Raw genomic sequence first — 14,332 nt, forward strand, 5'->3', positions numbered from 1 at the left:
GTCAGTCGGCTGCGCCGAAGTCATAGTGCAAGTCGTTGTCGCGGCGGCTGATGCGTACGCTCGCCAGCGGCTTGCCTTCGAGCATGCGGGTGAGGAACTCGCGGCTCATGTCCGGCAGCAGGCCGTTGGTGAGGATGGCGTCGATCATGCGGCCACCGCTTTCGGTTTCGGTACAGCGCGAGACGATCAGCTCCACCACCCCTTCGTCGTAGGCGAAGCCGACCTTGTGCGTGCCTTCCACGCGCTTGCGGATGCGCTCCAGTTGCAGGCGGGTGATGGCCTTGAGCATGGCGTCGCTGAGCGGGTAGTAGGGGATGGTCACCAGGCGGCCGAGCAGCGCCGGCGGGAAGATTTCCAGCAGCGGCTTGCGCAGCTGGCTGGCCACCGCGTCCGGGTCGGGCAGGGCCTGTGGGTCGCTGCAAGTGCGTGCAATGAGCTCGGTACCGGCGTTGGTGGTGAGCAGAATCAGCGTGTTGCGGAAATCGATCTGGCGGCCTTCGCCGTCCTCCATCACGCCCTTGTCGAACACCTGGAAGAAGATCTCGTGCACGTCCGGGTGGGCCTTTTCCACCTCGTCCAACAGCACCACGCTGTACGGCCGGCGGCGCACGGCCTCGGTCAGCACGCCGCCTTCGCCGTAGCCGACGTAGCCAGGTGGGGCGCCCTTGAGGGTCGAGACGGTATGGGCCTCCTGGAACTCGCTCATGTTGATGGTGATCAGGTTCTGTTCACCGCCGTACAGCGCCTCGGCCAGGGCCAGTGCGGTCTCGGTCTTGCCCACGCCTGAGGTGCCGGCGAGCATGAACACGCCAATCGGCTTGTTCGGGTTGTCGAGGCCGGCGCGTGAGGTCTGGATGCGCTTGGCGATCATTTCAAGCGCGTGGTCCTGGCCAATGATGCGCCTGGCCAGCAGGCTGTCGAGGTTGAGCACGGTCTCGATCTCGTTGCGCGCCATGCGTCCCACCGGAATCCCGGTCCAGTCGGCCACCACCGAGGCGACTGCCTGGTAATCCACGGTCGGCAGGATCAACGGGCTCTCGCCTTGCAGGGCGCTCAGGCGCCGTTGCAGGTCGGCCAGCGTTTCGCGCAGTTCAGGGTTGCCTGGCACCTGCGCGTCCTGGTCGACCACCCCGGCCTGGTCGCGCAGCTGGGCGCGGGTGGCCAGCAACTGGTCGACCAAAGCTTTCTCTTCGGCCCAGCGGCTTTCCAGCGTGGCCAGGCGTTGGCGTTCTTCGGCCAGCAGGGTGTCGGCCTGGGCCTGGCGCTGCCCGGTAGGCACACCGATGGCGGCTTCACGGGCGATGATCGCCTGCTCGACCTCCAGCGCCTCGATACGCCGGCGGCTGTCGTCGACCTCGGCCGGCACCGCGTGCAGGCTGATGGCCACGCGCGCGCAGGCGGTATCGAGCAGGCTCACCGATTTGTCCGGCAGCTGGCGCGCCGGGATGTAGCGGTGCGACAGCTTGACTGCGGCTTCGAGTGCTTCGTCGAGGATCTGCACCTGGTGGTGGTGCTCCATGGTCGATGCCACCCCACGCATCATCAGCAGCGCCTTGGCTTCGCTCGGCTCGTCCACCTGCACCACCTGGAAGCGCCGGGTCAGGGCCGGGTCCTTCTCGATGTGCTTCTTGTACTCGGCCCAGGTGGTAGCCGCCACCGTGCGCAGGCTGCCACGGGCCAGTGCCGGCTTGAGCAGGTTGGCGGCATCGCCGGTGCCGGCGGCGCCACCGGCACCGACCAGGGTATGGGCTTCATCGATGAACAGGATGATCGGTTTGGGCGAGGCCTGTACATCCTCGATCACCTGGCGCAGACGCTGTTCGAACTCGCCTTTCATGCTGGCGCCGGCCTGCAGCAGGCCGACGTCCAGGCTGCGCAGCTCGACGTCCTTGAGCGCCGGCGGCACGTCGCCAGCGACGATGCGCAAGGCGAACCCTTCGACCACGGCGGTCTTGCCGACACCCGCTTCACCGGTAAGGATCGGGTTGTTTTGCCGGCGTCGCATGAGGATATCGACCAGCTGGCGGATCTCTTCGTCACGGCCGACGATAGGGTCGAGCTTGCCGCTTCGGGCCTGTTCGGTAAGGTCGACGGTAAAGCGCTTGAGTGCTTCCTGCTTGCCCATCGCCGCAGGCGCCACGGCGCCGCTGGCCTCGCCAGGCTGCGCAGCGCTGAAGCCGTCGGTGGCGGCCAGGTGGTTTTCCGGTGAGTCTCCCACGTACTCGTCGAAGCGTTCGCTCAATGCCTCGATCTTCAGCTTGGCGAACTCGTTCGACAGCCCCAGCAGGGCATGGCGCAGGCCAGGTGTCTTGAGGATGCCGACCAGCAGGTAGCCGCTGCGCACCTGGCTCTCGCCGAACATCAGGCTGCCGTATACCCAGCCGCGCTCGACGGCTTCTTCCACCTGCGAGGAAAGGTCGGTGATCGAGGTCGAACCGCGTGGCAGCCGGTCCAGTGCATCGGTCAGGTCGCGGGCCAGGCGCGCCGGCTCGATATCGAACTGGCGCACGATACGGTGCAGGTCGCTGTCCTGCAGTTGCAGCAACTGGTGCAGCCAGTGCACCAGTTCGACATAGGGGTTGCCCCGCAGCTTGCAGAACACCGTTGCGGCCTCAATGGCCTTGTAGGCGACGCTGTTGAGTTTGCCGAACAGCGCGGCGCGGCTGATTTCACCCATGGTCCTGGTTCCTTGTATGGTGGGCGGCGGCCGGCTGGTCGGCGTAGTACCGGGCCAGCTTCAGGTCGCGTGCATCGTGCGGAGGGCGGCCGAGCCAGGTATCGAAGCCCAGGCGTTGGCCGGCATTGAGTTGCAGCGCAGGCACCTGGTCCTGCGCGAGGATCAGGTTGAGGTCCCAGTCCAGTTCCTGGCCCAGGTATTCGGCGACCCATGCCGCCAGTTCGACGAAGGCCTGTCCGCCAGGCAGCAGGGCGTGGTACTGGTCGAGGCTGAGCGGGCCGAGGCACAGCCGGAACTTGTGCTGGCGGTCCCAGGCGTAGCGGCCCAGGCACAGGTCCACGCCCAGGCGGTTGGCGCGCACGCCGAGCTGGCTGCGTTCGGGCAGCTCAAGCCACTGGCCGACGTACTCTTCCAGTGTCACAGGCACGCCGAAATACCCGCTGAGGATGCTGCACAGGCCGTCCGGGTAGCGCGTTTGCGCGCTCAGGTGGCCGGACCAGTGCAGTTTGGCGGTGTCGGCCAGCGCGCCCTGGCCTTGCAGTTCGGGTTGGCCACGGCCACTGAGCGCCGCCAGGCGCGCGGCCCAGTAGTCATCACCCGGGCGATCGTGGCTGACGGTCGGTCGGGCTTCGGCCCAGGCACGGTAGAACAGGCTCAGCAGGCGGTGATGGAAGACGTCGAGGAACGCCTTGCTGGTCGAATCGGCATGGTTGCGCTGGCGCTCGCGCATGTATTCGGTCAGGTGCAGTGGCAGCGGCCCGTTGGGGCCTCCGAGGCCGAAGAAAAACTGCTCCAGGCGCGCCGGCTGGTTGCCGTCGGCGCTGACCGATGCCAGGGTCGACGGTGCGAACCCGCAGTCCAGGCGCTGGCCCAGGCGCACAGGCTCGTCGGCCAGGCGCTGGGAATGACCGAAGCGTGGCAGCTCGGGGTATTGCGCTTCGAGGCGGCGCAGCGCCTGGAAGAAGTCGTACGCCCAAGGCTCGTCCTGCATGGCCTGCAAGGTGTTCATAAGGTTGGCCTGCGCCCCGGTTTGGCCGACCAGCGCATGATCTCGCCGCGTTCGCTGGTGCGCAGTACCGTTTCGGTGAAGCTGTTGATCGACACATAGCGGGTCAGGAAACGCTCGAACACCGCGCCGAGCAGGAACACGCCGGTCCCGCGGAAGGCGTTTTCGTCGAAGGTCAGGGTGATCTCCAGGCCACGCCCGAAAACGATCGGCCCGGGCATCGGCAGGCGTCGGGTGCAGGGCTTGCTGCTGACGTCGCGCAGGCCGTCGATCTGCAGGTTCAGGGCGCTGTCCTGCGGGTCGCCATACAGGCGCAACAATTCGCGCAGGGCGGCGGCGCCCTGGCCGTGCTCGGCCAGCGACAGGTAGTTCAGCGACAGCTGGCTGATCAGGCGCCAGGCGCGGTTGTCATGGGCATGGCTGGCCTTGGGCCGGCTCGGGCCGGCCAGGCAACGCACGCCGGCAACCGGTGCGCTGTCGGCCAGGCTGAAGTCGCTGCGCCCGTCGCCAACACTCATGAACAGTGGCAGGTCGCGGTTGCTGCACAGGGCGCTGATACCCAGCTGGCGCAGGTCGTGACGGTAGGGTGCCTGCTGGCCGTCGACCAGGCTGATGAACGTTTCGCTGCCCATGTAGCTGGAGCGGGTGCCATTGCGTCGCTGGTCGCTGGACAGCACCCGCGGCTCCCGGCGCACGATGTAGTAGGCCTGGTCGCGGCCGTAGCGCGACGGGTCGCGCACCGCGTAGAACGGCAGGAATTCCTGATCCGGCCCGGTGCCGTGGCCGGTGACCCGCTGCAGGGAATGGATCTCGAAATCGGTGGGCCTGGTGCGGTCGGCGATCACGTGGTGCTCATGCACCCGATCGGAAAGGTGCAGGCGGTCGACCCGGCGCGGGAACAGGTTGATCGCCGGGGTGCAGAACGGCACGAACTGGCTCGCGCCGACGCTGCTCTCCAGGCTCTGGTCGAAGCGTTCGAACAATACCAGCACTTCCAGCGTCTGGCCGGTGCAGCGCTGTACGGCCTGCTCCAGCCCGGCAAAATCGACGAACAGGAAGCGCTGCGGCAGGGCGAAGTACTCCTGCAACAGGCGGTAGCCCTGGAAGGCCTGGGGCACCACCGGCAACGCCGCTTCACGGTCATCGAAGCCACACGGGCGCAGGGCCTGTTCGACCGGAATACGTTCCACCCAATCAGCGCCGGGTTGGCGCACGAACACCGCACAGGCGCTGCCCAGCAGTTGCTCGTAGAGGCGGAACGGGGTTTCGTCGGCACCGTTGAGGTACAGCGGCAGATGGCTGAGCGGCAAGCTGGCGAACGGCACCTCGGCGCCACTGCGCAGGGTCAGGCGCAGGCCGGCGCGGGCCTGCGGCACGCTGCTGGCCAGGCGCCCGAGCACCGCGCCGGGGTTGCCGAAGTACTCGGCGCGGGCTACCTGCAAGGGCCAGAGGGTGACGTCCTGGGTGCTGCGGAACTCGCACGGGGTTTGCGAGTTGCGCCCCAGGTTGGCGCGCAGCACGCTGTCACGCGGCAGGCGGAACCCGGCGGCCAGTGAACCCTCGTCGGGGTCGGTCTGCAGTTGCACCACGGTCATCGACGGGGTCGGCGCCAGGTAGTGCGGGTAGGCGATCTCCAGCAGGTTGTGGGTGAAGGTCGGGTACTCGGCATCCAGCTTCAGTTGCACCCGCGCGGTGAGGTAGGCGAAGCCTTCGAGCAGGCGCTCGACATAGGGGTCGGCACACTCGATCCCGGACAGCGTCAGGCGCCCGGCGATCTTCGGGTATTCCCGGGCGAACTCCGCCGCACTTTCGCGGATGTGCTGCAGCTCCTGGTTGTACAGCTCGAGCAGGCGCGGGTTCATGCACGCCTCCGGCGTTCGGCAGGGGCCACGCGCACATGGCCGGACTCAAGGTCCACCTCGGTCTGCAGCAGCAACGGCAAGGCCGCCGGCTGGGCCCACAGGTCACCTTCGATTTCGAAACTCAGGGCGTTGGCATTCATCTCGCCGGGTGCGGCCTGGGCACGCACCTTCAGGGTATGGGCGAGGATGCGTGGCTCGTAGGTAGCGATGGCCTGGTGGATGATGCGCTCCAGGGCGGCCAGGTCGATGTTCGAGGCGCTGTTGCCGGCCAGGGCCGGCAGGCCGTAGTTGATCACCGAAGCCCCGGCCGGGGTGCCCAGGGTCGCGGCGCTGTCGAGCAGCGAAGTGGTGTTGAGCAACCAGGCGAGGTCGCGCAGTACCGAGGCCTTGAGCTGGTGCAGACTGAGCACGCGCTTGTCCGGCGCTTCCTGCGGGTTGCCCGGGTCGTCGTCGGTCAGGCGGTCCAGCAGCGAGGGCTGCAGACGGTCGCGGGCGGCGATTTCGGCTACCACTCGAACAGCCCCACGAAGTTCTTCTGGTCTACAGGGCCGTTCGAGCAGCTGGCGCCACGTGCCAGGATGGAAGGCTCCAGTCGCTCGCCCAGCTGGCGAACAGCCTGGTACTGGCTTTCGCAACGGCCGGGTTGTGACGGGTCTGGCTGCACATGGCTGACAATGATGATCTGCGCGTCATTGAACTGCTCCACGCGAGGCTTGCCGCCATCTCGCTCCGGGCTGAGCTGGCAGGGCCAGGGCATCTCCAACTGCAACAGCGAGGCATCGGCCTTGCGCAGCGCGCAGCGGCCTTCGTGGTTCACCAGCACGAGTTTTTTCCCGGCAAGGCTGACCTCAGGCGCCGCGTTCGACGACGGAGCGGGGGGCTGTGCACAGGCATTCAGAGCGAACGCGACCAGCAGGGCCGGCATGGCTTTGGGTGCACGTTTCATTTCAGCTCCCAGAACCAGACGGCCTTGGAACGATGGGCCTGGTCGGCGAAATAGCCCGTGACCCGGCCTCTGTCCCACAAATCGATGTGATCGCCGGTACGGTTTTCGAATGCCTGCCCGGCACGGGCGAAGCAGTCCTTGAAGAAGATGATGCCGCGCTTTTCGCCGAGCTTGAGGCGGTCGCTTGCGCTGCCGCTCAGTTGCAGCGGGGCGCCAAGATGGTGCTTCCACAGCCAGTTGGCCAGCGATTCGGCACCCCGGGCATGGCCATGGGCACAACGTGGTTCGCTGTAGGTACCGGCGTTTACCTTGATGGTGTGCTCGCCGTTGAGCGCGATACTCATGCGGATGGCGCACTGGTTGTCCCAGCCGCCGTCGCAAGGCGAGGAGTCGGTCGGGTAGGCATTCCAGAGGTTGATGAAAGAAGGCTTGGCCATGGGGTTCACCGTGAGCGGGTGAGGTGGGGGAAGGCGCCCGCGCCAGCCAAGGCGGCGCGGGCGCGGTCGGTCAGATCTTGACGTTGGAACGGATGTTCCAGCCGTACTTGATCGGGCCGCCTTCCTTGGTGCCGTCGGCTTTCTGCGGCTGATAGTCGACGGTGACCTTGGCGAAGTTCAGGGTCACGTGCTCCGTCAGGCGGTCGTCGCTGCCCGAGCCACCAGTGCTCAGCGAGCTGATGATGACTTCTTCAAGGTTGATGATCAGGTACTCGACCTGGCTCTCGCCCCCGGCCTTGCGCACGGTCAGCTTGACCTTGTCGATGTGCTTGCCGCTGGAGCAGTGGGCCATCAGGTTGGGGCTGGCCTTGTCGATATACTTGGTGATCGACAGGTCCTGGATGTTGACCTTGCCCGAGCCGCCGCCGCTGCCCATGTGCATGTTGCCGGACTGGGACATGCCCCAGCTCCAGTTGAGCACGTCGATTTCGTCCTTGTGGGCCTTGTCGTGGGACTCGCCCTTGATGTCGCCGATCTTGATGAAAATGTCTACAGCCATGGTGTCCTCGGTATTACGCGTCAGGTTGGCGGTTTGGTGCAGTTGGGGCTGTCAGGCAGCCCCCGGGGCTGTCAGGCCCCTTTGGCCGAAGGCAGCTTCGATACCAGGCGCAGCGACACGGTCAGCCCTTCTAGCTGGTAGTGCGGGCGCAGGTAGAAGCGCGAGTTGTAGTAACCCGGGTTGCCTTCGACGTCCTCGACCACAACCTCGGCGGCTGCCAGCGGGTGCTGGGCCTTGGTGGTCTCGGTGGAGTGCGCCGGGTCGCCGTCGACGTAGTTGAGGATCCAGTCCTGCAGCCAGCGCTGCATCTCGTCCTTCTCCTTGAACGAGCCGATCTTGTCGCGAACGATGCACTTGAGGTAGTGAGCGAAGCGGCAGGTGGCGAACAGGTACGGCAGGCGCGCGGCCAGGTTGGCGTTGGCGGTGGCGTCCGGGTCGTCATACTCGGCCGGCTTCTGCAGCGACTGGGCACCAATGAAGGCAGCGAAGTCGGTGTTCTTCTTGTGCAACAGCGGCATGAACCCGTTCTTGGCCAGCTCCGCTTCGCGGCGGTCGGAAATGGCGATTTCGGTCGGGCACTTCATGTCCACGCCACCGTCGTCGGTGGGGAAGGTGTGCGCCGGCAGGCCCTGCACTTCGCCACCCGACTCCACGCCACGAATGCGCGAGCACCAGCCGTAGTACTTGAACGAGCGGTTGATGTTCACGGCCATGGCATAGGCGGCGTTGGCCCAGGTGTACTTGCTGCTGTCGGCGCCGTCGGTGTCTTCTTCGAAGGCAAATGCCTCGACCGGGTCGGTTTTGGCGCCATAAGGCAGACGCGCCAGGAAGCGCGGCATGGTCAGGCCGATGTAGCGGGAGTCTTCGGACTCACGCAGCGAGCGCCAGCTGGCGTATTCCGGGGTGGTGAAGATCTTGGTCAGGTCGCGCGGGTTGCTCAGCTCCTGCCAGGAGCCCATGCCCATCACGGTCGGCGATGCGGCGGCAATGAACGGCGCGTGCATCGAGGCGCAGACCTTCGACATTTCGCCCAGCAGCTCGACGTCGGGTGGCGACTGGTCGAAGTAGTAGTCGCCGACCAGGCAGCCATAAGGTTCGCCGCCGAACTGGCCGTACTCTTCCTCGTACAGCTTCTTGAACACCGGGCTCTGGTCCCAGGCAGTGCCCTTGAATTTCTTCAAGGTCTTGTGCAGCTCGGTCTTCGAGACGTTGAGCACGCGGATCTTCAGCTGCTCGTCGCTCTCGGTGTTGTTGACCAGGTAGTGCAGGCCACGCCAGGCGCTTTCCAGCTGCTGGAAGTCGTTGTGATGGATGATCTGGTTGACCTGTGCTGTCAGCTTGGCGTCGATGGCGGCAATGATCTGCTCGATCGAGCCAATGGCATCGTTGGACACCAGGCTGGTCTGCGCCAGGGCCTGCTCGGCCAAGGTACGCACGGCGCTTTCGACCGCTTCCTTGGCACGTTCGGTCTTGGGCTTGAATTCCTGCAGCAGCAGGGCGGCGAACTCGCTCGGGTCCTGGGTGGCAGCTCCCGGCTGGGCCTGGGCGTCGCGCAATGGATCGTTCATGGGCTGTCTCCTCAGGCCTTGGGCTCGTTGTCGACGGGTTTCGGTGCGCTGGCCAGGGCTTGCAGCAGGGCCGGGTCCTTGATGGCCTTGAGGATGATGTCCTCGGCACCGGTCTTGCCGTCCATGTAGGTCAGCAGGTTGGCCAATTGGGTGCGGGCCTCGAGCAGCTGGTTGAGGGCGTCGACCTTGCGCGCCACGGCGGCCGGGCTGAAGTCGTCCATGCTCTCGAAGGTGATGTCCAGGCTCAGGTTGCCTTCGCCGGTCAGTTCGTTGGGCACGTTGAAGGCCACGCGTGGCTTCATCGCCTTCAGGCGCGAGTCGAAGTTGTCTACGTCGATTTCCAGGAACTTGCGCTCGGCCACCGCTGGCAGCGGCTCGGCCGGCTTGCCGGCAAGGTCCGACAGCACGCCCATGACGAACGGCAATTGGACTTTCTTTTCGGCGCCGTAGAGCTCGACGTCATATTCGATCTGCACCCGCGGCGCACGGTTGCGCGCGATGAATTTCTGGGAGCTGTCTTTCGCCACGTTGTTCCTCCTGGTCGCCGGTACGGCGGCGCTGTTCGTTGCGGGCGTCGGTGTTGATGCGGGCCGAGGACGTCAGTTGTCCTCGGGGCCGCGCAGGTTCTCGAATTGCGACCAGCCATCGGGGATCAGGTCGCGCACAATGGTTGCGAAATCGGCATGGACCAGCTTCTTCGCCCGGTGCAGCAGTACCGGCAACGGGCTTGATGGTTCGTGGCGGGCGTAGTACTGCAGCAGGCGGTCAAGGCTCTGCTGCACGTCTTCGCGGCTGTTGACTTCACCAGGGCGGGCAGCCGGCCGTGTGCCCGGGGCGGCACTGGCGATCGCCTGCTGCTCGTCATCGCGCTCGGCAGCCGGCGTGTCACCGGCTTGCGGGGCTGGGCCCGCCCCGTCGGGGCAGTAGTCAGCCAGTACCTGCTGCACCTGGCGCAGCGGCTGGCGCAAGGCTGACAAATCGATACCGCTGGCCGACCCGACCTGGTCGTTGACCCGGCTCTCGATGGCGTCCACCGCCTCGCGGGCCAGCCGCAGCGCCTCTTGGCATTGCTGCAGCTGGTCGGCGTCGGCGTCACGCAGGGCGGCGGCCAGTTCCTCGGCGCTGAGCTGTTCGCTGGCGAAATGCTGCACGCCTGCGGCGTGCAGTGCCGCGCGCAGGGTGACCGGGCCAAAGGCACGGGAGCGCACCAGCACGGCGTCACGCAGCAGCGCGATGTTGGTGTCGCAGGCCAGGCCGGCCAGGGCGTTGACCCGTACCGTAGGGTCGTTGTCGTCGGCGGCGTCCAGTTGTGGGTGCAGGTGCAGCCAGTACTCGCCGAGCAGATCGCGGATCAGTTCCAGGCTGGCGGCAAGCCCTGGGAGGCCGTGCAGGGCCAGGTTGGCCTGAAGCAGGAAATGGGTGATGCGCAGGTCCTTGCTGCGTTGCAGCAGGTTCGTGCTTGCCTGCTCGATATCGCGCCACTGTGGTGGCTCGGCAGGCTGGACGGCGTCGCCCATGACGCGCTCGGGGCGGCCCTGGGCGTCACGCTCCAGTTGCAGAAACTCGGCGTCATATTCGAGGTCATCGCCGCAGGGAAAGTCAGCGGAAACAGCGGCGAGCAGCGGCGATGCGTTCACCAGAATTCGATCTCCATATCGGCCCTTGGTGAGGGCGTGTTGTTGTGCGAAGTTGCAAGTGTGAACTGGCGCACAAACTTTCCAAAGAGTGCCGGGGTGATATCATGGTGATATTATTTTGGCACTTCGAAGTTGCGCATTTATGGTTTATTTATTCGCGAGTGTCAAGGTAAGCTACGCGCCCCCGGGTGCCAGCTGTGAATTTGTTGGCAGTTACCGAGCACCACTCGTCCGATTCCATTCGGTTAGCCTCGGCATTAGCGTTGAATAGCCGTCGTACGTTCGGTTGTGTGCACGAAGCCCCCGTAAATCAAGGGGTTCAGCTGTATTTGAGTGGCTGTGGAAAAACAACTCAAATGGATGGGTCGATGTTTTAAATGGATGCATGGAGGCGTGATGGCACTTTGCCTAACTATCACTAGTTACCACAAGATTACTCCCGGGCAATGCCCGGAGATGCGGCTGGAAACCGGTGCCATCACGCTTGGCCGTGCGGCGGACAATGACTGGGTACTTCCTGACCCCGAGCGGTTGGTATCGGCCCGGCATTGTGTGATCCAGTTCAAGGAAGGGCGATATTTTTTGACCGATGACAGTACGAACGGTGTGGAATTAGTTCGTGCCGGTATTCGCTTGCGTCGCGGTAACAGTGAGCAGTTGCTGGATGGCGAAGTTATCCGTATTGGGGAATACGAGATACAGGCGCGCATCGAGGCGAACCTGCCTGGCGCCCTGGAGGGCGAACCCCAGGTACACAGTTTCGAGGCGCTGATGGCCAACCAGGTGGCGGCCCCGGCCGTTCCCGCCCCGCCGATTTCCGGTGCGCCGGCTGCGTTCCTGCAAGGTGCGTCGAACCACGACACGCTGCCTGACCTGTTCGACTTCCTCGGCCCCTCGAGCGTGCCGCCGGTCAGCCAGCCCGACCATGTGCCGGCTCAGCAGCACGACTTCCGCCCGCCAACCCCGGTGGTGGCGCCTGCCCCGGCCGCCGAACCGGCTGCGCCGGGGATGATCCCGGAAGACTGGAACCTGTTCGGCTCGGCACCGGCACCGGCACAGACCCCGGCCCCGACTGCGCCGCCTGCGCCAGCCGTTCCGGCAGCGCCTGTACAGCCTGCTGCAGGCGCACCAGTCGCCGCACCTGCGCCAGCCGCAAGCAGCGATGCGTTGCTGCAGGCGTTCCTGCGCGGCGCCGGTATCGAGCACCTGCGCATCGACGCTGCCGACGCCGCCGCGCAAATGGAGGCCATCGGCCAGAGCTACCGCTTGATGGTGGAGGGCCTGATCGACGTGTTGCGTGCACGCAGCAGCCTGAAGGGCGAGTTCCGCATGCAGCAGACCACCATCGCCCCGGTGCAGAACAACCCGCTGAAGTTCGCCCCCAATGCTGACGAGGCGTTGCTGCTGTTGCTGCGTCACGGTAACCAGGCGTTCATGGCGCCGGACCAGGCCGTGCGCGAAAGCTTCGATGATGTGCGCGCCCACCAGCTGGCGGTGATGGCGGGCGTGCAGGCCGCAATCAAGCACCTGCTCGCGTGTTTCCAGCCGGCGCGCCTGGAGCAGCGCCTGGCACCTGCGGCGGGGCTGGCCAAGTTGTTCGGTGGCTCGCGCCAGGCCCACTGCTGGCAGCAGTTCACCGAGCTTTACGGGCAAATCTCCCGTGAAGCCGAAGACGATTTCCAGGAACTGTTCGGCCGCGAATTCAGCCGCGCCTACGAAGCCCATAGCAGCCGTTTGCAACGTAGTTGAGCGCACCCAGGAAGACCACGGTACGTCAAGAGGACAAGGATGAAAGCAATACGACTGGTCGCAGCCCTGAGCCTGGTGCTGCTGGCTGCCTGCAGCAAGGACACGCCGGTTGCCCCCGCTGCCGACAGTGCACCGGACAGCGCAGCCGTGACCCTGTATTTCAGTGCCGCCGAGGGGCTGAACCCGGGCCCTGGCGGCACGCCTGCGCCGGTACGGGTGCGCCTGTACGAGCTGAAGAACAGCGCCGCATTTGCCCGCGCCGACTACTTCGCCCTGGCCGAACGCGCCCAGGCCACCCTCGGCGCCGACCTGATCGACCAGGACGAAGTGCTGTTGCAGCCCGGCGGGCAGTTGCGCCTGGAACGTCCGCTCGACCCTGCCACTCGCCACATCGGCCTGGTGGTCGGTTACCGCGAGATCGACCAGGCCCAGTGGCGCAGCGTGCTGCCGGTGCCGCCGCGGGACTATCAGATCAGCCTCGATGTGCGTGCCGTACGCAGCGCCTTGGCCACCCCCCAACCTGAACCTGCCCGCTAGGCAATCGGAGTCCCCATGTCCTGGAACAATCGCGTGGTGTGGTCGGAAGGCATGTTCATCACGACCCAGCATTTCCAACAGCATGATCGCTACCTCGAACACCTGGTCGACGCCCGCAACCGGCCGCTGAGCGTGGCCGCCTGGGGTTTCTCCGAGCTGCTGCTCGACCAGGGCCTGCTTGCCCAGGGCAAGGTGGCGATTCTCAGCGCCCGCGGCTTGCTGCCCGACGGCACGCCGTTCGACATCCCCCGCGACGACCTGCCACCTGCGCCGCTGGAAGTGCCCGACGATCTGCGCGATGGCGTTGTCCACCTGGGGCTGCCACTGAAGCGGGCGGGGGCCCGCGACACCGTCGACGAGGGCGAAGCCGTCGCTGGCGCCCGCTATGTCAGCCGTGTCAGCGAGGTGCGCGACGACAACGCGCCGTTCGAAAACCGTGCCCCGCTGGCCCTCGGCAGCCGCGCCCTGCGCCTGCTGCGCAGCGAGGACGGCCTGAGCGACTACGCCGTCCTCGGCATGCTGCGCATCCGCGAAAAGCGCGCCGACCGCGCGCTGGTGGTGGATGACAGCTACATCCCGCCTGTACTCGATGTGGCGGCCAGCCAGCAACTGTCCGGCTTTTGCGGCGAGCTGCTGGGCCTGCTGCACCAACGTGGCGAAGCGCTGGCGGGCAGGGTGGTCGCCTCGGCCAATGGCGGGGCGTCGGAGATTGCCGACTTCATGCTGCTGCAACTGGTCAACCGCGCCCAGCCGCTGGTCGAACACCTCAACCAGCTGAGCCCGCTGCACCCCGAGCGGCTGTACAGCGAGCTGGTGGCCCTGGCTGGCGAGTTCGCCACCTTCACCCGCGATGGCCGTCGCCCGCACAGCTTCCCGGTGTATCAGCACGACGACCTGGCAGCGACCTTCGCGCCAGTGATGGCCGCCTTGCGCGAGGCCTTGTCGACGCTGATCGACAGCAAGGCGGTGGCCATTCCCATCGTCGAGAAGGCCTACGGCATCCACGTTGGCATGCTTGCCGACCGCAGCCTGCTCGACAGCGCCAGTTTCGTCCTGGTGGTGCGTGCCGATGTGCCCAGCGAGACGCTGCGTAGCCGCTTTGGCCAACAGAGCAAGATCGGCTCGGTGGAGCACATCCGCGACCTGGTCAACCTGCAACTGCCGGGCATCGGCCTGCTGCCGTTGCCGGTGGCGCCCCGGCAGATCCCGTTCCATGCCGGCTCCACCTACTTCGAGCTCGACCGGGGCAGCGAGCACTGGAAGCAGTTGCAACACTCCGGTGGCTTTGCCTTCTACGTTGCCGGCGAGTTCCCCGGCCTGAGCCTGGCCTTCTGGGCCATTCGAGGATAACCCG

Annotated in this window: 13 protein-coding genes; 3 read left to right on the forward strand and 10 right to left on the reverse strand. The window is 65.9% G+C overall.

The features are described from left to right. Position 1: 1 nt before the first annotated feature. The 10 genes from tssH to tssA form a co-directional block, all read right to left on the reverse strand. A complete protein-coding gene (gene tssH / locus B2790_RS19300) occupies positions 2–2,677 on the reverse strand; it encodes a type VI secretion system ATPase TssH (protein ID WP_286919521.1) in 2,676 nt (891 codons plus the stop codon). Next, positions 2,670–3,686, reverse strand: a complete 1,017-nt coding sequence (gene tssG / locus B2790_RS19305; protein ID WP_286919522.1) for a type VI secretion system baseplate subunit TssG — start codon at positions 3,684–3,686, stop codon at positions 2,670–2,672. Before tssG ends, tssH begins: the two co-directional genes overlap by 8 nt. Continuing rightward, positions 3,683–5,545: a type VI secretion system baseplate subunit TssF gene (gene tssF / locus B2790_RS19310; RefSeq protein WP_025340320.1), complete on the reverse strand. Its 1,863-nt coding sequence runs from the start codon at positions 5,543–5,545 to the stop codon at positions 3,683–3,685. The genes tssG and tssF overlap by 4 nt, the downstream gene beginning before the upstream one ends. Then, positions 5,542–6,057, reverse strand: coding sequence for a type VI secretion system baseplate subunit TssE (gene tssE, locus B2790_RS19315; RefSeq protein WP_025340319.1), 516 nt, complete (start codon positions 6,055–6,057; stop codon positions 5,542–5,544). The genes tssF and tssE overlap by 4 nt, the downstream gene beginning before the upstream one ends. After that, entirely contained in the window at positions 6,051–6,491 is a 441-nt protein-coding gene (locus tag B2790_RS19320; RefSeq protein ID WP_286919523.1) for a hypothetical protein, read from the reverse strand. Before B2790_RS19320 ends, tssE begins: the two co-directional genes overlap by 7 nt. Then, a complete protein-coding gene (locus B2790_RS19325) occupies positions 6,488–6,928 on the reverse strand; it encodes a type VI secretion system amidase effector protein Tae4 (RefSeq protein ID WP_025340317.1) in 441 nt (146 codons plus the stop codon). The genes B2790_RS19320 and B2790_RS19325 overlap by 4 nt, the downstream gene beginning before the upstream one ends. Before the next feature lie 70 nt (positions 6,929–6,998). After that, the gene (locus B2790_RS19330) at positions 6,999–7,487 is read right to left on the reverse strand and encodes an Hcp family type VI secretion system effector (protein ID WP_025340316.1); all 489 of its coding nucleotides are present in this window, start codon (positions 7,485–7,487) and stop codon (positions 6,999–7,001) included. Positions 7,488–7,558: 71 nt separating this feature from the next. Continuing rightward, positions 7,559–9,055: a type VI secretion system contractile sheath large subunit gene (gene tssC / locus B2790_RS19335; protein WP_286919524.1), complete on the reverse strand. Its 1,497-nt coding sequence runs from the start codon at positions 9,053–9,055 to the stop codon at positions 7,559–7,561. 11 nt (positions 9,056–9,066) lie between these two features. Next, a complete protein-coding gene (gene tssB / locus B2790_RS19340; protein ID WP_025340314.1) occupies positions 9,067–9,582 on the reverse strand; it encodes a type VI secretion system contractile sheath small subunit in 516 nt (171 codons plus the stop codon). Positions 9,583–9,654: 72 nt separating this feature from the next. Next, positions 9,655–10,692: a type VI secretion system protein TssA gene (tssA, locus tag B2790_RS19345; protein ID WP_286919525.1), complete on the reverse strand. Its 1,038-nt coding sequence runs from the start codon at positions 10,690–10,692 to the stop codon at positions 9,655–9,657. Positions 10,693–11,088: 396 nt separating this feature from the next. On the opposite strand from tssA, the gene tagH reads away from it, so the two are divergent. Genes tagH through tssK form a run of 3 tightly spaced genes read left to right on the forward strand, consistent with a single transcriptional unit; the run spans position 11,089 to position 14,328 of the window. Next, on the forward strand, positions 11,089–12,441 hold the full coding sequence (gene tagH, locus B2790_RS19350) for a type VI secretion system-associated FHA domain protein TagH (RefSeq protein ID WP_286919526.1): 1,353 nt from the start codon (positions 11,089–11,091) through the stop codon (positions 12,439–12,441). Between the two features lie 39 nt (positions 12,442–12,480). Then, positions 12,481–12,978: a type VI secretion system lipoprotein TssJ gene (tssJ, locus tag B2790_RS19355; protein ID WP_286919527.1), complete on the forward strand. Its 498-nt coding sequence runs from the start codon at positions 12,481–12,483 to the stop codon at positions 12,976–12,978. A gap of 15 nt (positions 12,979–12,993) precedes the next feature. After that, the gene (tssK, locus tag B2790_RS19360; RefSeq protein WP_286919528.1) at positions 12,994–14,328 is read left to right on the forward strand and encodes a type VI secretion system baseplate subunit TssK; all 1,335 of its coding nucleotides are present in this window, start codon (positions 12,994–12,996) and stop codon (positions 14,326–14,328) included. Positions 14,329–14,332: the final 4 nt, after the last annotated feature.

Origin of the sequence: Pseudomonas sp. UBA6753, from assembly GCF_002453565.1 — a bacterium.
Taxonomy (GTDB): Bacteria; Pseudomonadota; Gammaproteobacteria; order Pseudomonadales; family Pseudomonadaceae; genus Aquipseudomonas; species Aquipseudomonas putida_Z.

Coding starts and splice junctions, on each gene's coding strand:
- tssH (WP_286919521.1), bottom strand. CDS start 2,677: ATGGGTGAAATCAGCCGCGCCGCGCTGTTCGGCAAACTCAACAGCGTC.
- tssG (WP_286919522.1), bottom strand. CDS start 3,686: ATGAACACCTTGCAGGCCATGCAGGACGAGCCTTGGGCGTACGACTTC.
- tssF (WP_025340320.1), bottom strand. CDS start 5,545: ATGAACCCGCGCCTGCTCGAGCTGTACAACCAGGAGCTGCAGCACATC.
- B2790_RS19320 (WP_286919523.1), bottom strand. CDS start 6,491: ATGAAACGTGCACCCAAAGCCATGCCGGCCCTGCTGGTCGCGTTCGCT.
- B2790_RS19325 (WP_025340317.1), bottom strand. CDS start 6,928: ATGGCCAAGCCTTCTTTCATCAACCTCTGGAATGCCTACCCGACCGAC.
- B2790_RS19330 (WP_025340316.1), bottom strand. CDS start 7,487: ATGGCTGTAGACATTTTCATCAAGATCGGCGACATCAAGGGCGAGTCC.
- tssC (WP_286919524.1), bottom strand. CDS start 9,055: ATGAACGATCCATTGCGCGACGCCCAGGCCCAGCCGGGAGCTGCCACC.
- tagH (WP_286919526.1), top strand. CDS start 11,089: ATGGCACTTTGCCTAACTATCACTAGTTACCACAAGATTACTCCCGGG.
- tssJ (WP_286919527.1), top strand. CDS start 12,481: ATGAAAGCAATACGACTGGTCGCAGCCCTGAGCCTGGTGCTGCTGGCT.
- tssK (WP_286919528.1), top strand. CDS start 12,994: ATGTCCTGGAACAATCGCGTGGTGTGGTCGGAAGGCATGTTCATCACG.